This is a genomic window from Herbaspirillum sp. GCM10030257, assembly GCF_042666555.1.
Taxonomy (GTDB): Bacteria; Pseudomonadota; Gammaproteobacteria; order Burkholderiales; family Burkholderiaceae_D; genus Noviherbaspirillum.
In genome coordinates this window covers 87,495-104,839 of record NZ_JBHTDH010000010.1, presented here as the reverse complement: position 1 = coordinate 104,839, position 17,345 = coordinate 87,495, and the positions used below count along the sequence as shown (strand labels likewise).

At 56.1% G+C, this 17,345-nt stretch carries 20 protein-coding genes; 10 read left to right on the top strand and 10 right to left on the bottom strand.

Translation table 11 applies throughout. From position 1 onward, the window contains the following. Positions 1–16 precede the first annotated feature (16 nt). Complete coding sequence (locus tag ACFQUU_RS16565) at positions 17–256, top strand: hypothetical protein (protein WP_382249055.1); 240 nt, start codon at positions 17–19, stop codon at positions 254–256. Between the two features lie 81 nt (positions 257–337). Here the strand turns inward: ACFQUU_RS16565 and pgeF are convergent, their stop codons facing one another. Both pgeF and ACFQUU_RS16555 read right to left on the bottom strand, forming a co-directional pair. Next, positions 338–1,099, bottom strand: coding sequence for a peptidoglycan editing factor PgeF (pgeF, locus tag ACFQUU_RS16560; RefSeq protein WP_382249053.1), 762 nt, complete (start codon positions 1,097–1,099; stop codon positions 338–340). A 9-nt stretch (positions 1,100–1,108) separates the two neighbouring features. Next, positions 1,109–2,140 (bottom strand): RluA family pseudouridine synthase, encoded by a 1,032-nt coding sequence (locus tag ACFQUU_RS16555; RefSeq protein WP_382249051.1) that lies wholly within the window; start codon positions 2,138–2,140, stop codon positions 1,109–1,111. Positions 2,141–2,195: 55 nt separating this feature from the next. Here ACFQUU_RS16555 and ACFQUU_RS16550 point away from each other — a divergent pair, with 55 nt between their 5' ends. After that, the gene (locus ACFQUU_RS16550; RefSeq protein ID WP_382249049.1) at positions 2,196–2,993 is read left to right on the top strand and encodes an outer membrane protein assembly factor BamD; all 798 of its coding nucleotides are present in this window, start codon (positions 2,196–2,198) and stop codon (positions 2,991–2,993) included. A gap of 104 nt (positions 2,994–3,097) precedes the next feature. Here ACFQUU_RS16550 and yaaA read toward each other — a convergent pair whose 3' ends face one another. Further along, positions 3,098–3,874, bottom strand: coding sequence for a peroxide stress protein YaaA (gene yaaA, locus ACFQUU_RS16545; RefSeq protein WP_382249047.1), 777 nt, complete (start codon positions 3,872–3,874; stop codon positions 3,098–3,100). A gap of 47 nt (positions 3,875–3,921) precedes the next feature. On the opposite strand from yaaA, the gene ACFQUU_RS16540 reads away from it, so the two are divergent. The 3 genes from ACFQUU_RS16540 (at position 3,922) to ACFQUU_RS16530 (ending at position 6,986) form a co-directional block, all read left to right on the top strand. Next, positions 3,922–4,395, top strand: coding sequence for a putative toxin-antitoxin system toxin component, PIN family (locus tag ACFQUU_RS16540; RefSeq protein WP_382249045.1), 474 nt, complete (start codon positions 3,922–3,924; stop codon positions 4,393–4,395). 42 nt (positions 4,396–4,437) lie between these two features. Next, positions 4,438–5,649, top strand: a complete 1,212-nt coding sequence (locus ACFQUU_RS16535; protein ID WP_382249043.1) for a pyridoxal phosphate-dependent aminotransferase — start codon at positions 4,438–4,440, stop codon at positions 5,647–5,649. A gap of 188 nt (positions 5,650–5,837) precedes the next feature. Next, positions 5,838–6,986, top strand: coding sequence for an HD-GYP domain-containing protein (locus ACFQUU_RS16530; protein WP_382249041.1), 1,149 nt, complete (start codon positions 5,838–5,840; stop codon positions 6,984–6,986). Between the two features lie 111 nt (positions 6,987–7,097). Here ACFQUU_RS16530 and ACFQUU_RS16525 read toward each other — a convergent pair whose 3' ends face one another. After that, positions 7,098–7,745: a glutathione S-transferase gene (locus ACFQUU_RS16525; protein ID WP_382249039.1), complete on the bottom strand. Its 648-nt coding sequence runs from the start codon at positions 7,743–7,745 to the stop codon at positions 7,098–7,100. A 224-nt stretch (positions 7,746–7,969) separates the two neighbouring features. On the opposite strand from ACFQUU_RS16525, the gene ACFQUU_RS16520 reads away from it, so the two are divergent. From ACFQUU_RS16520 to ACFQUU_RS16500, 5 genes are all read left to right on the top strand, one after another. After that, positions 7,970–8,749, top strand: coding sequence for an oxepin-CoA hydrolase, alternative type (locus ACFQUU_RS16520; RefSeq protein ID WP_382249037.1), 780 nt, complete (start codon positions 7,970–7,972; stop codon positions 8,747–8,749). After that, the gene (locus ACFQUU_RS16515; protein ID WP_382249035.1) at positions 8,746–9,450 is read left to right on the top strand and encodes a histidine phosphatase family protein; all 705 of its coding nucleotides are present in this window, start codon (positions 8,746–8,748) and stop codon (positions 9,448–9,450) included. Before ACFQUU_RS16520 ends, ACFQUU_RS16515 begins: the two co-directional genes overlap by 4 nt. Before the next feature lie 125 nt (positions 9,451–9,575). After that, positions 9,576–10,640 carry a phosphotransferase family protein gene (locus tag ACFQUU_RS16510; RefSeq protein WP_382249033.1) on the top strand — a complete coding sequence of 355 codons (1,065 nt, stop codon included), beginning with the start codon at positions 9,576–9,578 and terminating at the stop codon, positions 10,638–10,640. Between the two features lie 60 nt (positions 10,641–10,700). Next, positions 10,701–11,963, top strand: coding sequence for an acyl-CoA dehydrogenase family protein (locus tag ACFQUU_RS16505; protein ID WP_382249221.1), 1,263 nt, complete (start codon positions 10,701–10,703; stop codon positions 11,961–11,963). Positions 11,964–12,061: 98 nt separating this feature from the next. After that, on the top strand, positions 12,062–12,754 hold the full coding sequence (locus tag ACFQUU_RS16500) for a glutathione binding-like protein (protein ID WP_382249031.1): 693 nt from the start codon (positions 12,062–12,064) through the stop codon (positions 12,752–12,754). Between the two features lie 97 nt (positions 12,755–12,851). Here the strand turns inward: ACFQUU_RS16500 and ACFQUU_RS16495 are convergent, their stop codons facing one another. The 6 genes from ACFQUU_RS16495 to ACFQUU_RS16470 all read right to left on the bottom strand — a co-directional run bounded on the left by ACFQUU_RS16495 (position 12,852) and on the right by ACFQUU_RS16470 (position 17,308). Continuing rightward, entirely contained in the window at positions 12,852–13,307 is a 456-nt protein-coding gene (locus tag ACFQUU_RS16495) for a MaoC family dehydratase (protein WP_382249029.1), read from the bottom strand. 80 nt (positions 13,308–13,387) lie between these two features. After that, a complete protein-coding gene (locus tag ACFQUU_RS16490) occupies positions 13,388–13,843 on the bottom strand; it encodes a MaoC family dehydratase (protein WP_382249027.1) in 456 nt (151 codons plus the stop codon). A gap of 45 nt (positions 13,844–13,888) precedes the next feature. Beyond that, positions 13,889–15,028 carry an acyl-CoA dehydrogenase family protein gene (locus tag ACFQUU_RS16485; protein WP_382249025.1) on the bottom strand — a complete coding sequence of 380 codons (1,140 nt, stop codon included), beginning with the start codon at positions 15,026–15,028 and terminating at the stop codon, positions 13,889–13,891. A 7-nt stretch (positions 15,029–15,035) separates the two neighbouring features. Next, on the bottom strand, positions 15,036–16,232 hold the full coding sequence (locus ACFQUU_RS16480; RefSeq protein WP_382249023.1) for an acyl-CoA dehydrogenase family protein: 1,197 nt from the start codon (positions 16,230–16,232) through the stop codon (positions 15,036–15,038). Positions 16,233–16,427: 195 nt separating this feature from the next. Further along, positions 16,428–16,847, bottom strand: coding sequence for a DUF1178 family protein (locus ACFQUU_RS16475; RefSeq protein WP_382249021.1), 420 nt, complete (start codon positions 16,845–16,847; stop codon positions 16,428–16,430). Between the two features lie 176 nt (positions 16,848–17,023). Continuing rightward, a complete protein-coding gene (locus ACFQUU_RS16470) occupies positions 17,024–17,308 on the bottom strand; it encodes a hypothetical protein (RefSeq protein ID WP_382249019.1) in 285 nt (94 codons plus the stop codon). Positions 17,309–17,345 lie beyond the last annotated feature (37 nt).

Genomic DNA, 17,345 nt, shown 5'->3' with positions numbered 1-17,345 from the left:
AACGCCTTAAACTGCTATGTATATCGTCGCCATCGCATGGATTTATGTTGTTCTGATGATGTCCATCACCGAACATTCGGTCGTCGCCGGTGTCATGACCTTCCTGCTCTATGGCGTTCTGCCCTTGTTAATCATTTTATACTTGATGGACGCCCCGCGGCGCAAGCGCAAGCGTGCGGCAGATGAAAAATTACTACGGGACGAAGAAATGAAGGCCCAGGCAAGTGTGCCATCGCAGATGGATGAAAAGGCCTAAATAAGTAGGGGTCTGCCTGATTAACGAAGTTTTATTTAAGTTGATTTAGGGCATCGTCAGCGTTTGCATTGCGCTGAACCTCTATTTAAGCCAGATCAGAGAGGCCATCCTGCCCGTAACTCCGTCCCGGCGATAAGAATAAAACCGGGCCGGGTCACTGACGGTGCACAAATCGCCGCCAAACACCTCGGTTACTCCCACGTTGGCAAGGCGCAGGCGAGCCAGCGCATAGATATCGGCGAGGTATTTGCCGGCCCTGCCTTCAATGACCCTGAATGCTGCGGCCGTTTTCGGGTCGGGAACGACGAATGCGTCAAAAACATCTTGTCCCACCTCGAATGCATCAGGCCCGATTGCCGGTCCAAGCCAAGCCGTCAGGGATCCCGCCCCTGCATCGCCCATACGGGCAACCGTCTTTTCAAGTATCCCGTTCGCCAACCCGCGCCAACCTGCATGAGCGGCACCCACTACGCGACCACCCAGATCGCACAAGAGCACCGGCAAGCAATCCGCTGTCTGAATGACGCAGACTATTCCGGGAGTGCTTGAAATGCAGGCATCCGCATTCGGTACGACCCCATGAAGGGTTGCTGCATCGACGACTGTCGTGCCGTGAACCTGAGACAACCATGCTGGGTCCGATGGCAACAACGTTCTCAGCAAGGCTCGGTTGCGATCGACCGCCTCTGGCAGGTCACCGACATGGGTACCAAGGTTGAGCCCTCCCCCGGCCTTGCCATCGTCATAAGGAGCCGCACTGACGCCGCCACAGCGGGTAGTGGATAGCGAGCCGATTCCTGCGGGCGCATTCCATTGCGGATGGATTGGTTGGAGTGAGGCCATCGAAGTCCTTTATCCGACGATAGAGCTGTCGATTCCGGCACGCATGAGAAGGCCGGCGAAATCCTCAGGCAAGACTGACTGCCACTCACAATCCTTGCCGGTCGCAGGATGGATCAGGCCAAGTCGGTACGCATGCAGCGCCTGGCGTGGAAATACCGGTGCCAGATGCGGTTTTCCGTACAGGGGGTCGCCAACCAGCGTAAAGCCGATCGATTGCATATGAACCCGGATCTGGTGGGTCCGGCCGGTTTCGAGTTGGCAGCGCACCAGGCTGACCGGACGGCCATCCAGTGTGCCAGTCGCAATCTTTTGGTAATGGGTGACTGCCGGCTTCGCGCTGGCATTGTCAGTGACCGCCATCTTGATGCGGTCACGCGGATGGCGTCCAATGGCCGCATCGATTTTTCCGCTGATTTGCGGCGAACCCCAGACCAGCGCCAGGTATTCTCGCTTGACGGTGCGCGCCTGCAGTTGCCTTACAAGGTCGGTTTGTGCCTGCAGGGTTTTCGCGACCACCATCAGACCACTGGTTTCCTTGTCGAGCCGATGTACGATGCCGGCGCGAGGAACACCCGAAATTGCCGGAAAATGATGCAGTAACCCATTGAGCAAAGTGCCGGACCAGTTACCGGCTGCAGGATGCACCACCAGTCCAGCCGGCTTGTCGATGATCATCAGCTCGGCATCCTCATGCAGGATCGAGAGCGACATGGCTTCGGGCGTGAATGCCGTGTCTTCGGGCGCTGCCTGGGGGTGAACCACGATGGTTTCGTCGCCCAGCGCCAGCGTCTTGCCTTTTGCGGGCTGACCGTCCACCGTGACGAAACCGTTGTCCATCCATTGTTGCAGACGGCTGCGGGAATACTCCGGCACCAGTTGAGACAACGCCTTGTCCAGGCGTACGCCGCAAAATTCCGGGGTCAGCTTTAATTCGATGGGCGCGACGTCAGGCGTGGCGCCCTCTTCATCATCGCCGTCATACAGTTCGTTTTCGGTCAGGTTTGAGGTCAAAATCAGAGGTTTCTGTGAGTATCGCTTCAAGGAGTCGCCATCGGCTATAATCGTGGCCTTGTCCAGCCGTGCTCCTGCAAACGTTATGTATAAAAGATTGTTGAAAATCGCCGCTATCGCTCTTGCACTATCCCTGTCAGGCTGCGGCCTGTTGCCGGACAAGGTGGACGAAACAAAGAATTGGTCGGCGTCGAGATTATACTCGGAGGCCCGGGACGAACTCAGCAGCGGTAATTATGAAAAGGCGATCCAGCACTTCGAAAAACTGGAATCGCGTTACCCGTTCGGAACCTATGCCCAGCAGGCGCAGATGGAAATCGCCTATGCGCACTACCGTCAGGGTGAACAGCCGGAAGCGCTGGCAGCGGTCGATCGTTTTATCAAGCTGCATCCAAATCATCCCAACGTCGATTATATGTATTACCTGCGCGGGCTGATCAACTTCAACGACCGTGTTGGTTTCCTCGACTTTTTGTCCAAGCAGGACCCAAGCGAACGCGACCCGAAGGCGGCACGCGATGCTTTCGATTCGTTCAAGCAGCTGGCGGAACGTTTTCCGAACAGCATCTACGCCAAGGACGCCATTTCACGCATGAAGTATCTGGTTAATGCCATGGCGCAGTATGAAGTGCATGTTGCCAAGTATTACTATCGCCGAGGCGCATACTTGGCTGCCGCAAACCGCGCGCAGGTTGCCGTAAGCGAATACCGTGACGCGCCAGCAGTTGAAGAGGCTCTGTACGTAATGGTCAAATCCTATGATGCGATGGACCTGCCGAAGTTGCGTGACGACGCCGACCGGGTACTCAGGGCAAACTTTCCGAACAGCGTCTACTTCAGCGGTGGCCCGACAAGCGACAAACCCTGGTGGCAGATCTGGTAATACGGACCTTCGCTATACCCGCAATAAAAAACCCCGCTGTGCGGGGTTTTTTGTTTGTCAGCAAAAATAGCGCGGGCACACCCGGGACTCCCCCATTTTGCAGATCAGGTGTCCATACGTCGCCGAAACACCCAGCTCTGCGCAGTTGAAACGGATTCATCGAAGGCATAGCCATCGACATTGAATCCCTTGAGTTTTTCAGGATGCGTCAGATTTTTTACTGCCGCATAGCGCGCCATCAATCCGCGCGCCCGCTTCGCAAAGAAGGAAATAACCTTATATTTGCCGTTTTTCCAGTCTTCGAATACCGGCGTAATAATCTCTGCATCAAGCAACTTTGGTTGCACTACCTTGAAATATTCTTCTGATGCGAGGTTGACCAGTACCTTTGCACGGTGGCCGGCGACCTGAGCATTCAGGGCTTCAGTGACAAGCTTGCCCCAGAAAGCATAAAGGTTACGGCCACGCGCATTGGCAAGGCTTGTTCCCATTTCAAGCCGGTAAGGCTGCATGAGATCCAGCGGTCGAAGAACGCCATATAAACCCGACAATATGCGCACATGCGCTTGTACATAATCCAACTGCTTCACAGTAAGCGAAGGCGCGTCGAGCCCTTCATATACGTCGCCATTAAACGCCAGCACCGCCTGCTTCGCGTTTTTACGGGTAAATTTGCGCGACCAGGAGGCATACCGGGTAACATTCAGCACTGCCAGCGCATCGGAGATGTCCATCAGCGACGATAGCTGCGCAGGCGACAGCGTCCGCAAGATCTCGATCAGCTCGGCCGAATGCGAAATGAAATCAGGCGTCGTATGAAGTTCGGTGGTCGGCGGGGTCTCATAGTCCAGCGTCTTGGCGGGCGAAATAACAATCAACATTGAAAAATCAGCACTTCAGTAGTGTTTCAAGGAAAAGAATTGCGGCAATGATACAGAAACGCATCGTCATCGACACAAACGTTTGCCTCGACCTGTTTGTCTTCCGCGACCCACGGTGGATCCCGCTCCTGAATGCGTTGCGCAGCGGTGAACTGGAAGCGGTTACCCGTGACGATTGCCGGACCGAATGGCTGATGGTTCTGCAATATCCCCATTTGCCACTGGACGAACAATCCCGTCCCGGCGCAATTTCTGCATTTGACGACCTGATTGCCTGTCTCCTCCCTCACGACATGCCAGGACGCAACGACGTACCCCTACCTGTCTGCACCGATCGCGACGACCAGAAATTTCTCGAACTGGCACGGGATTCATCCGCAGCCATCCTGATCACCAAGGACAAAGCGCTGCTCAAGCTGGCCAAACGAACGGCCAAGGCGGGAATGTTCCACATCATGACGCCGGAAAAATGGATAGCGTCATGGAGTTCTGCCCAGACAACACTTACTGTGCATGGTTAAAATGCTATTTTTGCATTCCGCCGAGTCTTTACCGCCTTTATCATGAATATGCCTACTTCCGTATCACTCGCTCCTGACGGCGCCACCGCCCCCGATGCCCATCTGCTGTCCTTGCAGTCCCGGCTGCCGAATGTCGGCACGACTATTTTTACCGTCATGTCCGCATTGGCAGCGGAAACAGGAGCCGTCAATCTTGGCCAGGGCTTCCCGGATTTCGACTGTGATCCGGCCCTCGTAGACGCCGTGACGGAGGCGATGAAGGGGGGATTCAACCAATATCCGCCGATGACCGGCGTTCCAGCCCTGCGTGAAGCGATCGCCGCAAAGATCGCCGCCATCTATGGACATCGCTACAATCTGGCGACCGAGATCACGGTTACCGCCGGCGCAACCCAGGCGCTGCTGACATCCATCCTGTGCACGGTCCATCCCGGCGATGAAGTGCTGATCATTGAACCGGTCTACGACAGTTATGTGCCCGCCATCGAGCTGGCCGGCGGCAAGCCTGTCCTGGTGCAGATGGAGGTTAGTGCGGAGGGATACACTATTCCCTGGCACAAAGTGGCTGCGGCCATCACACCACGTACCCGGCTGCTGATGATCAATTCCCCGCATAATCCGACTGGCTCGGTGATGCGCGAATCGGACATGCGCGCACTCGCCGATATCGTGCGTGATACCCGTATCCTCATCGTGTCGGATGAAGTCTACGAACACATGGTGTACGACGGCGCGCGTCATGAGTCGGTCTGCCGTTATCCCGATCTGGCCGCACGCTCGTTTGTGATTTCCAGTTTTGGAAAGACCTATCATGTCACCGGATGGAAAATCGGTTACGTGGCCGCCCCGGCCGCACTGTCGGCCGAGTTTCGCAAGGTCCATCAATTCAACGTGTTTACCGTCAACACGCCAGTCCAGCATGGCATCGCCCGCTATATGGCCAATCAGAGCGCCTATCTGGATCTCTCTGCGTTTTACCAGCGTAAGCGGGACCTGTTCCGTGACGGATTGCAGTCTTCGCGATTCAAGCTGCTTCCCTCTGACGGGACCTACTTCCAGTGTGTCGACTATTCGGCCATTTCCGACTTGCCCGAGGTTGAGTTTGCAAAATGGCTGACCAGTGAAATCGGTGTCGCCGCCATTCCGGTTTCGGCTTTTTATAACCAACCGAAGGATTCCGGCATCGTCCGCTTCTGTTTCGCGAAAAAGGACGAGACCCTGCGCACAGCGCTCGAAAAGCTTGCCAGCCTGTAAAAAAGGCCATAAGCTGGTTAAAAACATTCTCTGACATCAACCATGTCGACCTGTGGACCGGGCTCAGGCAACTGGGCCCGCGCTCACGCCCACGGGCGCTTATCCGCGCCTTGATAATCAACCTGTAGCCCTAGAACAAATGACGAAATCGCCGTAAATATATAACCCACTACAAGGCAGGGGTGCAGATGGATCAACGACAACTCAGTATGTCCGACATCGCCATTGGTGAACCGCTGCCTTGGGACGTATATGGCGAAGGAAGCAAACTCCTGCTGCGGCGCGGACATGTTATCCAGAACAGCCATCAGATCGAGGTGCTCCTGCAACGAGGTTTGTTTATCGATGCAACTGCCGCCGATCGCGCTACCCAGGCCAGAATGGAAGCCGCAAGGGAAGCACGCAAGGAAACGCCTTCGGCACTGCGCTTCATCAATCTGGCGACCAAGCGACTAGAGCGGCTACTGTATAACCTGGCCAATGAATCCGATGTGCAGCCCAAAATACTGGAAGTCGTCAAAGCGCTGCGCTTCGCGTCCGAGGTCAATCCGGATGTGGCACTTGCGACGATCCTGCTCAATCAGGATGCGGCCAGCTACGCGGTTCGCCATTGCATCGATACCGCCCTGCTGGCTTCGCTGATTGCGCGCGCGATGAACAAGTCAGCCGAAGAAATCCAGATCATCATGGCTGCCTCGCTCACGATGAATATCGGCATGCTGCGGCAGCATGACCAGCTCGAGATAAAGCAGGAACCGCTATCTGAAAAGGAATCGGCGCTGATCAAGGGACATGCCCTGGGCAGCGTGCATACATTAAGGGATGCGGGTGTGACACATGCGGACTGGCTCACCTATGTCCAGCTTCACCATGAAAACGATGATGGCAGCGGTTATCCTTATGGCAAAGGCGTGGCGGAAATTCCGCAGAATGCAAAGATCGTGGCATTCGCCGACCGTTATTGCGCTTCCATTGCCAACCGAAGTTATCGCAAGACCCTGCTGCCGAATGTGGCGCTGCGTGATGTTCTACTGGCCGGCGGCAAGCCGAGCGATCCCATGCTGGCCGCGTATTTCATCAAGGAGATCGGCACCTACCCACCGGGTGCAATGGTTCGGCTGCAAAATGGTGAAATCGGTGTGGTGACGCGCCGTGCAAAAGTCGCTGCGACGCCGGTAGTGCACAGCTTCATCGGGCCACGCGGCGTGCCTTTATCCTTCCCGATCCAGCGCGATACAAGCAAGGATCTTTTTGCGATTCGTGAACTGCTCTCGTCTCAGCATGCGTCCCTGCGTTTCAGCATGCAGCAGCTATGGGGCGACGAAGCTGCACTGTAAGCTGTGATCGTCAATCACGCCGCCGTTGCAGCGACGCACCCATTCCTAGGTTGGCGGCGCGGAATGATCTTTTCCGAAGTTCGCGCCGCCGACCTCATGCTTACATGTCGATTACTTACTGATGTTCTTCATCATCTCCACGTTCACCTTGCGGTCTGCATTGACGCGTTGTGCGGTTGGGCGTTCTCCAAGCATCTTGACGTAATCTCGTGTCGGCAGATCGGCCAGCACATCTTCGCCATAAATGATCTTCGACGCCATGCTTACCAGGGGCAGGTGCACCATCCCCGCGCAATCCGCCATGGTGAATTCCGATCCTGCGACATAAGGTGAAAACTTTGCCAGCTTCGCAAATCCTTTCACGTTGCGTTTGAGGAGCTTGAGTGTACGTTCCTTGATTTCGTCGGAGACCTTGCCGCCGAAAAAAGCCTCCGGATATAGCTCACGGGCCACCAACTCGAGATGCAGTTCCATGAAGGTGATGAGTTCACGCACCTTCGCCGCCTGATAAGGGTCAGCTGGAATCAGCGGCTTCTGTGGATACGCTTGTTCGATATAGTCCATCATGACCTGCGACTCGCACAAATGTCCATGATCGGTTTCGAAGAATGGCACTTTGCCCAGTGGCGAGCGAGCCAGCAGTTTCGGGGAACGATCGGTCCACACCAATTCTTCTTCGAAATCCACGCCCTTTTCAAGCAAGGCAAATTTCACTTTGTTGTAGTAGTTGCTCGCTGCGAAGCCGCATAATTTCAACACGCTGTCTCCTGATATCTGGATGTTTTTGGAGGGGAAAGCTTACCGTAGTCCTTCGTATCTGTCTTCACCCGACCCGTATTGCGGTACCGGATGACCGGTTTCACCCATTTCGGCAATAATAGAGACCGCAATCCCGATAAACAGAAATCACCCGATACAACCAGATCTATCCAGACCGCCCGGCGTCGCAGCGGGCTTTGATTCCGTTAAACAACCATCCTGACATGTCCGCCGAACTCCAAGCCTCTCGCCAAGACGCCACACTCATCCTGACAATTTCCAACCCCGGTGCAAGAAACGCCTTGCATCCCGACATGTATGCAGCGGCAATTGAAACCCTGTCCACCGCAGAACGTGACGATTCGATCCGCGCTGTGGTGCTGACCGGTGCTGACGACTTCTTCTGTGCGGGCGGCAACCTCAATCGACTGCTCGAAAACCGCAGCAAGGACAAGTCGGTACAGGCCGAGTCCATTGATAACCTGCATGGCTGGGTCGAAGCCATCCGGGATTGCCCCAAGCCGGTCATCGCGGCTGTCGAAAACACCGCGGCAGGGGCCGGCTTTTCGCTGGCACTGGCTTGCGACATGATCGTCGCCGGCGCCTCCGCCAAGTTTGTGATGGCCTATGTAAAGGTCGGCCTCACGCCGGATGGCGGCGCGAGTTGGTTCCTGTCCCAGGCGTTGCCTCGGCAGCTTGCGACCGAGATACTGATTGAAGGCAAACCGATCAGTGCCGAACGATTGCACCAGGTCGGTGTCGTTAATCGTGTCGTTCCCGATGGGAGCGTGCTCGACGCCGCGCTCGGTTGGGCAGATCAGCTGGCTCAGCTCTCACCGAACTCTGTCGAGCGCATCAAGTCCCTGACAAACGAGGCACAGCGTAATTCTCTGGACCAGCATTTTGAATCTGAAAAACGCAACTTCGTGGAAAGCCTGCATCATCGCGATGGCCTGGAAGGCATCACCGCGTTTCTTGAAAAAAGAAAGCCGCATTACAAATGACAGCACAACAGCGACGTCGCATCTACCTGATGCGCCATGGTAGCGTCACCTACTTCGATGACCAGGGAAAACCTTTCCTTCCCGAGATGGTGCCGCTCAATGAACTCGGCCGTGCACAGGCTAGCGCTGCGGGCAAAGTATTTGCGCAGGAAGACTTACGCTTTGATCGCGTGATCATCTCCGGTTTGCCGCGTACCGTGGAGACCGCCACGCGTGTGCTTGCCGAAACCGGACAACAAATCGAACTCGAACGCTGGCCGGAACTGGTGGAACTGCGCGGCGGGAAACTGTCGGCGATCCCCGATGAAAGTCTGAAGGAAGCGTTCGTTGGTGCCTTCGACGGCGTGGTGCCGGAAGACCGGCAATTCCTTGGCGGCGAATCGGTCGGTGAACTTATGGATCGGGTGCATCCCTGTATCGACCGCCTGCGCGAAGACAAATCCTGGGATACCGTGCTGCTGGTGCTGCATGGTGGCGTCAATCGCGCGATTCTTTCGTATGCCCTCACCAATCAGCGGATTTTCCTTGGAAATCTCGCCCAAACCGCCGGTTGCATCAATGCGATCGACGTCGGAGAGAACCATGCTGACTGGGTAGTGCGCGTGGTGAATTATTCGCCGATCTCTACCCTGCAGGGAGAATCCAGGCATACCACCATGGAGGTGTTACTGGAGCAATACCTGAAATCCCGTGGCAGCTAAGCCAGTGCACTGGAAAGGCGCACCAAATAACTTCCGAGACATTTGAAAATAGAATAGTACGATCGTACGCTTTTAGCGGTAGAATGTGGCGATAACACTTTCCAGCAGCTCGCAAAGGAGACAAGATGTTTGAAGAGTTCATGGGCACACGGCCAGTATCGGAACGTCAGAAGTTCGATGTCGGAGCCATGCAGGAATACATGCGCCAGAACGTGGAAGGCTTTTCCGGTGACCTGACGGTCGAGCAATTTAATGGCGGCCAGTCCAATCCCACCTTCAAGCTGAGCGCCGGCGGCAAACGCTATGTCCTGCGCACCAAACCCGGCCCGGCGGCCAAACTTCTCGCTTCGGCCCATGCCATCGACCGCGAATTCCGCGTGATGAACGCGCTGAACAAGGCCGGCTTCCCCGCCGCAAAGCAGTATGCCCTGTGTCTCGATGAGTCCGTCATCGGCCGCGCCTTCTACATCATGGATTTCGTGGATGGCCGTGTGCTCTGGGACCAGTCACTGCCGGGCATGAGCAACGATGAGCGCGCAGCGATCTACGACGAAATGAACCGTGTCATCTCCCAATTGCATACCGTTGACTACGCGGCCATCGGCCTTGCCGACTATGGCAAGCCGGGTAACTATTTCGCCCGTCAGATCGATCGCTGGACCAAGCAGTACAAAGCGTCCGAGACCGAAAAAATCGAGGCGATGGACAAGCTGATCGAGTGGCTGCCCAACAATATTCCGCCTGGTGACGACACCAGCATCGTGCATGGCGACTACCGTCTCGACAACATGATTTTCCATCCGACCGAGCCACGCGTGTTGGCCGTGCTGGACTGGGAATTGTCGACATTGGGTCATCCGCTTGCAGATTTTTCTTACCACTGCATGAGCTGGCATATCCCGCAAGGCCAGTTCCGCGGTATCGGTGGGCTGGACCTCAAGTCGCTTGGTATTCCCAGCGAGGAAGAATACATCGCCAAGTATTGCGAGCGTACCGGCAAAACGATCCGCAAGGAAGATTTCAATTTCTACCTGGCATACAACATGTTCCGGATGGCCGGCATTCTGCAAGGCATCATGAAGCGTTACGTGGACGGCACCGCCTCCAGCGAACAGGCATTGAAATCCGGTAAATCGGCACGTCCGATGGCGGAAATGGGCTGGGCCTATGCGTCCGGCCAGCACAACTGATTTCAACGAGACCAGCGACAACAACGAGTGTAAACACAGGGACTAACCCGAGGAGACATGATGGAATTCGAGTATTCAGATCGTTGCAAGCAACTGCAGGAAAAGCTGCTGAAGTTCATGGATGAACATATTTATCCGAACGAAAAAGCTTTTGATGAAGAAGTCGACCGTAATGGCCGTGAAAAAGGCAATCGCTGGATCCCCACCCAGCTGATCGAGGACCTCAAGCCCAAGGCCCGCGCCGCCGGTCTGTGGAATCTGTTCTTGCCCAAGTCCACCCGCGCACCGGAAGGCCTGTCGAACCTCGACTATGCGCCGCTGTGCGAAATCATGGGTCGCGTGTCCTGGGCGCCGGAGGTATTCAACTGCGCCGCACCGGATACCGGCAACATGGAAACGATCGAGCGCTACGGCACCGAAGAGCACAAGAAGCAATGGCTGGAGCCGCTGCTGCGCGGCGAGATCCGCTCGGCCTTCGCGATGACCGAGCCTGCGGTTGCTTCATCCGACGCGACCAATATCGCGACGCGTATCGAGCGCGACGGCGACGAGTATGTAATTAACGGCCACAAGTGGTGGATCTCGGGTGCCGGCGACCCGCGCTGCAAGATCTTCATCCTGATGGGCAAGACCGATCCAGACGCGCCACGTCACTCCCAGCAGTCGATGATCCTGGTGCCGCGCGATGCCAAGGGCGTCACCATCAAGCGTCCCCTGCCCGTTTTTGGCTATGACGATGCGCCGCACGGTCACTGCGAAATCCTGTTTGAAAATGTCCGTGTCCCCGCGTCCAACATCCTGCTGGGCGAAGGCCGTGGTTTCGAGATCGCACAGGGCCGCCTTGGCCCAGGCCGTATCCACCACTGCATGCGCGCCATCGGCGTCGCGGAACGTGCGCTGGAATATATGTGCAAGCGACTGAATGACCGCGTTGCTTTCGGCCGCAAGGTGTCGGAGCAAAGCATCTGGCATGAACGCATTGCCGAATCACGCATCATGATCGACACGGCACGTCTGCTGACGCTCAAGGCTGCTTACATGATGGACACCGTAGGCAACAAGCATGCGAAGGCCGAGATCGCGATGATCAAGGTGCTCGCGCCAAACGTCACGCAGCAAGTGCTCGACTGGGCGATCCAGGCGCACGGCGCAGGTGGCGTGTGCGACGACTTCCCGCTCGCCGGCCAGTGGGCAGGCAACCGTACGCTGCGTATCGCGGACGGCCCGGATGAAGTGCACCGCAATTCCATCGCCAAGCTGGAACTGGCGAAGCACATGGCGGTTCCTTCCCGCGACCTCGAACTGCCGATCACACGTTCGTAAGCGGTTTTCAGCTATACCGCAATGCCCTGCAAGGACTGTCATTTCGCTGCATAATCAAGCAGCGTTTGACAGTCCTATAACAATCTGCAGGAGCATAAATGATCGACGTCTACTCGACAGCTACGCCTAACGGTCACAAAGTCCACATCATGCTGGAAGAATGCGGCCTACCCTACCGCGTTCATCACATCAATATTGGCGAAGGCGACCAGTTCAAGCCTGAATTCCTCGCCATTTCGCCGAACAACAAGATTCCCGCCATCGTCGATGCGGATGGCCCGGACGGCAAGCCCATGTCCCTGTTCGAATCTGGCGCAATCCTGGTTTACCTTGCCAGCAAGGTAGGAAAGTTTCTTGGCAATACCGATCGCGAGAAATTCACGACCCTGCAATGGCTGATGTTCCAGATGGGCGGCGTCGGTCCCATGCTGGGGCAAGCGCATCACTTCCGCATTTACGCCCCTGAGCAGATCGAGTATGCGGTGAACCGCTACAGCAATGAGGCGAGGCGGCTTTACGGTGTCATCGACAAACAGGTCGCAAAGGAAGGATACCTGGCGGGGGACGAGTTCACCATCGCCGACATTGCGACTTTCCCGTGGCTGCGCTCATGGAAAAACCAGGGAATCGACTGGGACGACTATCCGAATGCAAAACGCTGGTTTGATGAAATTAGCGAGCGTCCGGCAGTCAAGCGGGGCGTGGAAGTGCTTGCGAATCTGCGCAAGCCGCTGGTGGACGATAAGTCCAGGGAAATGCTGTTCGGATCGACCCAGTATCAAAAGCGTTAGCCGAACCGGGAACAGATAACAGGCGATAACGAGAGGCGATGCACGCTGGTCGGCCGGTGACGGCCACCGCCTGCATCACCTCTGGATGGGTAAAACCTTACCAGTAACGACGAGAAATCGACTCTGCGATGCAGACGGGCTTGTCCCCGCCTTCGCGCTCGATGGTCACGGTCCAGATGTTCTGTACGCCACCTTCGAACTCTTCGACTTCCTTGAGCACGATACGTCCACGTACGCGGCTGCCGCTCGGCACTGGTGCCGGAAAGCGGACCTTGTTCAGGCCATAGTTGACGCCCATTTTCCCGGCCGGGAAAGAAATGGCGCTCTCGACGATCATCGGCAACAAGGATAGTGTGAGGAAGCCGTGCGCGATCGTGGTGCCGAAAGGAGACTCCTTGCGGCAACGTTCTTCATCGAGGTGAATCCACTGATAATCGCCCGTCGCTTCCGCAAACTTCTTGATGCGTTCCTGTGAAACATCGAACCATCCCGTGACGGCGACTTCCTGTCCGAGCAGGCTCTTCAATTCTTCTACCGATGCAATTTCACGCATGCTGTCTCCGTTATTGTATTTTGTGATCGGGGTAAAGGTCGGTCTGTGCCATGCTCAGGCACAGCGGGCATATTGCCGGCTTATTGCGGACGACGTCCGTACATCCCCATGCCCTTGACTGTCACCACCAGTTCGCCATGCTGATTGACAGCACGCCACTCGGTCTTGACGACGCCACGGTCAGGCTTGCTGGTCGAAGGACGTACTTCCAGCACTGTCGTAGAAACCTTGAGGGTGTCGCCGGGGCGGACTGGCTTGATCCAGCGGACTTCATCGACACCTGGCGAACCCATGCTGGCTACGTCGCGCAGGAATCCATCGACCATCATCCGCATCATCATGCTGCAGGTATGCCAGCCGCTCGCAATGATGCTGCCATAGATTGATTTCTCGGCAGCCTCCTTGTTCACATGAAAAGGCTGGGGATCGAACTTGGTCGCAAAGTCGAGGATTTCTTCTTCGGTGACCGTTCGCGTTCCAACATCGATGGTCTGGCCTTCATGAAAATCTTCAAAATACCATTTGTATTGCGCCATTTCGATCCCGCTCCTTTTGTTGTCTTTCGGCTGTTTACCTGACGATTACGCTGCGTTCCTGAAATCAGGCTGGGAAGCGAAGCGAGCCAGATGATGGTCTGTATCGCCCAGCGTGAGTTCGATCATCGTCAGGCGCTTGAAGTGATGTGCCGCCGGCAGCTCGTCGGTAACACCCATGCCACCGTGCAGCTGCACGGCCTGCTGTCCGACAAACTTCAATGCCTGACCGACGCGTGCTTTGGCTGCGGAGATAGTGCGGCGGCGTTCCTGCACGTCGCCCGACTCGGCCTTCACTGCTGCCAGTGTCGCCATCGAACGCGCCTGCTCCGTCTGCATGAACATGTCAGCCATACGGTGTTGCAGCGCCTGGAATTTGCCGATCGGCACGCCGAACTGCTGGCGTGTCTTCAGGTATTCCAACGTGGCACCATTCAGCGCATCCATCGCGCCGACTGCTTCCGCGCACAGCAATGCCCGGCCATAGTCGGCTGCCGCGTCGAGAATATCCCAACCCGCGCCTGCCTTGCCCAGCAATGCCGAAGCAGGAACATGCACATTGGCGAAAACGATATCGGCAGCGCGCTGGCCGTCGATAGTACGGTAATCGCGGCGCGTGACGCCGCCTGCATCCGCAGCAACCAGGAACAACGAAATGCCATCGGTGTCGCGCTGACCGCCGCCGGACCGTGCAGACACGATCAGCTTATCGGCCTGTCCGCCATGAATCACAACTGTTTTCGTGCCGTTCAGGATGTAGCCGTCGCCATCCGCCTTGGCGGTGGTGGTGATGTCGAACAGGTCGTGACGCGCCTGCTTTTCGCCAAGCGCGGCGGCCAGTTTCAGTTCGCCACCGGCAATTTGTTCCAGCAGTGCTTCCTGGCCACCGGCCAGCTTCAGAAATTGTGCGCCCAGTGCGGTTGCAAAGTAAGGCTCGACGACGAGGCCGCGACCCAATTCCTGCATCACGACCAACATGTCGACCGCGGAACCGTTGAAGCCGCCCTGCTCTTCCGGCACTGGCAAGGCAGTCATGCCCAGCTCGACAAGCGTGCCCCATGCCTGGTCGGATACGCCTTGCTCGGAATGAACGATTTTCTTGCGATGCTCGAAGGTGTAATCCTTGTCGATGAAGCGGCGCAGTGCATCCTTGAATTGTTGCTGCTCTGGTGTGTAATTAAAGTCCATGTCCGCCTCACAGTCCCAGGATCATCTGGGTGATGATGTTTTTCTGAATCTCGTTCGAACCACCGTAAATCGATGTCTTGCGGTAGTTGAAGTAGTACGGTGCCAGCGGAGCCGCGTCGTCGTCCTGAGTGATCGCGTGCTCGTGCTCGCCTTCGAGATAGGCGCGGTCGAACGGCAAGGCATACGGACCGACGGCTTCCACCATCAACTCTGTCAGCGCCTGCTGCACTTCGGTACCCTTGACCTTCAGCATCGACGCTTCCGGTCCCGGGCCGCGCTTGGAGCTTTCCTGCGACAGGACGCGCAGCACGGTCATTTCAAGGGCCATGATTTCGATTTCGAGGCTGGCGACCTTGGCGGCAAACATCGGATCGTCGAGCAAGGGCTTGCCGTTCTTCATTTCCTTGGTAGCGAGACGCTTGAGGAACATCATTTCGCGCTTGGCGCGGCCGACGGCGGCGATGTTGGTGCGCTCATGTCCCAGCAGATATTTTGCGTAGGTCCAGCCCTTGTTTTCTTCACCGATGAGGTTCTCGACAGGTACCTTTACGTTGTCGAAGAAGACTTCATTCACTTCATGGTCTTCATCGAGCATGATGATCGGACGAACCGTGATGCCGGGCGTGTGCATATTGATCAGCAGGAAGGAGATGCCTTCCTGTTTGCGCGCTGCCGGATCAGTACGCACCAGGCAGAAAATCATGTCTGCGTGCTGTGCGAGAGTGGTCCAGGTCTTCTGGCCGTTGACGATGTAGTGATCGCCCTGGCGCTCGGCGCGTGTCTTCAGCGACGCGAGATCGGAGCCGGAGCCGGGTTCCGAATAACCCTGGCACCACCAGTCTTCGCAGTCCAGGATACGGGGGAGGTAATAGCTTTTCTGCGCTTCGTTACCGAAGGCCATGATGACAGGCGCCACCATGTTGACGCCGAACGGGAGAATCGGCGGCGTACCATAGGCGGCGCACTCTTCTTCCCAGATATGGCGTTGCACGGGACTCCAGCCAGTGCCGCCATACTGGGTTGGCCAGCCTGTGCCCACCCAACCCTGCTTGGCAACGATCTTGTGCCAGCGGACAAAGTCTTCCTTCGAAAGGCGTTTGTGATTAAGGACTTTTTGCTGCAGATCTTTTGGCAGGTTCGCATCCAGGAAGGCGCGAACGGTATCACGGAAGGCCAAATCCTCCGCTGTGTAATTCAAATCCATGCTGTCTCCTTGTAGTCCCGGCTAAAAAGCACGACCGTTCTAAAACGATTATACAGCGGAATTTCCGAGCGTGTCGAAATAATATGCGGCGCAATGCAGCATGCGGTGTTGATATTTCTGGGTGGCCGGGTATTGTGTTACGCCCGTACGATAGGCGATAAGGCTGGCGCAGGACGCACTGTTTATGAAGCTTACTTAGTGAACAGATTCCTTGGGCGGAACAGGCAGCGGGAGCGGCAGCACTTCAATACCCTCTTCGCTCAGTTCCTGGAATTCCTCAACTGTGGCAACCCCGCGAATTGCGCGCTCGGTCGTTTCCTTGTAATGGATGCGACGGGCCTCTTCCGCAAATTGCGTACCGACGTCTTCCGTGTTCTCGACGACTTTGCGAATAAGTTCGACCAGCTTCACTTGCAGCGCGGGGTCTTCCAGAACTTGCGAGTCCGAATTCGACAAGTTCAGTCGCGGTGCCGATGGCATCCGGCTGATTGCGTGGCTGTCGCAGAGTGGGCAAGCGATAAGGGATTTGTCCGCCTGTGCGTGGAAATCCTGTTCCGAAGAAAACCATCCTTCGAAACGATGACCTGATTCACAGCAGAGGTTATAGACTTTCATGAATACGCAAGAATTGAATTAGCCACAGTCGACTATGATCTATGCCTGGTTGATTGCTGCATAAATCGTCAGCAGACTGCCGGCCCGGAAGGTAAACTACCTCTCGCAATATTCTACCGTCTTCTTTTCGAGAGCGTCTAAGTGGCAGCAATGCGCTGGGAGGCGCGCTCAGGCCTTCAATCCTTGAATTCAAATTTCTGCTGGGCGCTGCTCAATATACCGGGAAGTTGTTGAGCCAGAAGAATCGCCTTGGCACGGCGGCGCGCGTTTTGATTATCCAGCACGCCAGTAAGTCGCTTTACACTCGCCTTGATTTCAACAACTTGTTCTGCTTTGGCTAGCCTTACCAGGTTACGCAGGCTCTCTCGATAAAGATGCCGCTCACGAGCGCCCGCCTGCTCACCCAAAGTCGCAGAAATCAAGCTCTCAATGACTTCGTCCGAATCAAACTTTTTCTTCATGGCTCCGTGCTTGCGAGTGGGTTGAAAGAAAATCCAA

What these genes read in the sequence shown, in the direction of transcription:
- ACFQUU_RS16485 (WP_382249025.1), bottom strand. Translation starts at nt 15,028, where the DNA reads ATGGACTTTAATTACACACCAGAGCAGCAACAATTCAAGGATGCACTG.
- ACFQUU_RS16550 (WP_382249049.1), top strand. Translation starts at nt 2,196, where the DNA reads ATGTATAAAAGATTGTTGAAAATCGCCGCTATCGCTCTTGCACTATCC.
- ACFQUU_RS16480 (WP_382249023.1), bottom strand. Translation starts at nt 16,232, where the DNA reads ATGGATTTGAATTACACAGCGGAGGATTTGGCCTTCCGTGATACCGTT.
- ACFQUU_RS16495 (WP_382249029.1), bottom strand. Translation starts at nt 13,307, where the DNA reads ATGCGTGAAATTGCATCGGTAGAAGAATTGAAGAGCCTGCTCGGACAG.
- ACFQUU_RS16475 (WP_382249021.1), bottom strand. Translation starts at nt 16,847, where the DNA reads ATGAAAGTCTATAACCTCTGCTGTGAATCAGGTCATCGTTTCGAAGGA.
- ACFQUU_RS16565 (WP_382249055.1), top strand. Translation starts at nt 17, where the DNA reads ATGTATATCGTCGCCATCGCATGGATTTATGTTGTTCTGATGATGTCC.
- ACFQUU_RS16470 (WP_382249019.1), bottom strand. Translation starts at nt 17,308, where the DNA reads ATGAAGAAAAAGTTTGATTCGGACGAAGTCATTGAGAGCTTGATTTCT.
- ACFQUU_RS16515 (WP_382249035.1), top strand. Translation starts at nt 8,746, where the DNA reads ATGACAGCACAACAGCGACGTCGCATCTACCTGATGCGCCATGGTAGC.
- ACFQUU_RS16500 (WP_382249031.1), top strand. Translation starts at nt 12,062, where the DNA reads ATGATCGACGTCTACTCGACAGCTACGCCTAACGGTCACAAAGTCCAC.
- ACFQUU_RS16510 (WP_382249033.1), top strand. Translation starts at nt 9,576, where the DNA reads ATGTTTGAAGAGTTCATGGGCACACGGCCAGTATCGGAACGTCAGAAG.
- ACFQUU_RS16540 (WP_382249045.1), top strand. Translation starts at nt 3,922, where the DNA reads ATGATACAGAAACGCATCGTCATCGACACAAACGTTTGCCTCGACCTG.
- yaaA (WP_382249047.1), bottom strand. Translation starts at nt 3,874, where the DNA reads ATGTTGATTGTTATTTCGCCCGCCAAGACGCTGGACTATGAGACCCCG.
- pgeF (WP_382249053.1), bottom strand. Translation starts at nt 1,099, where the DNA reads ATGGCCTCACTCCAACCAATCCATCCGCAATGGAATGCGCCCGCAGGA.
- ACFQUU_RS16490 (WP_382249027.1), bottom strand. Translation starts at nt 13,843, where the DNA reads ATGGCGCAATACAAATGGTATTTTGAAGATTTTCATGAAGGCCAGACC.
- ACFQUU_RS16535 (WP_382249043.1), top strand. Translation starts at nt 4,438, where the DNA reads ATGAATATGCCTACTTCCGTATCACTCGCTCCTGACGGCGCCACCGCC.
- ACFQUU_RS16520 (WP_382249037.1), top strand. Translation starts at nt 7,970, where the DNA reads ATGTCCGCCGAACTCCAAGCCTCTCGCCAAGACGCCACACTCATCCTG.
- ACFQUU_RS16505 (WP_382249221.1), top strand. Translation starts at nt 10,701, where the DNA reads ATGGAATTCGAGTATTCAGATCGTTGCAAGCAACTGCAGGAAAAGCTG.
- ACFQUU_RS16530 (WP_382249041.1), top strand. Translation starts at nt 5,838, where the DNA reads ATGGATCAACGACAACTCAGTATGTCCGACATCGCCATTGGTGAACCG.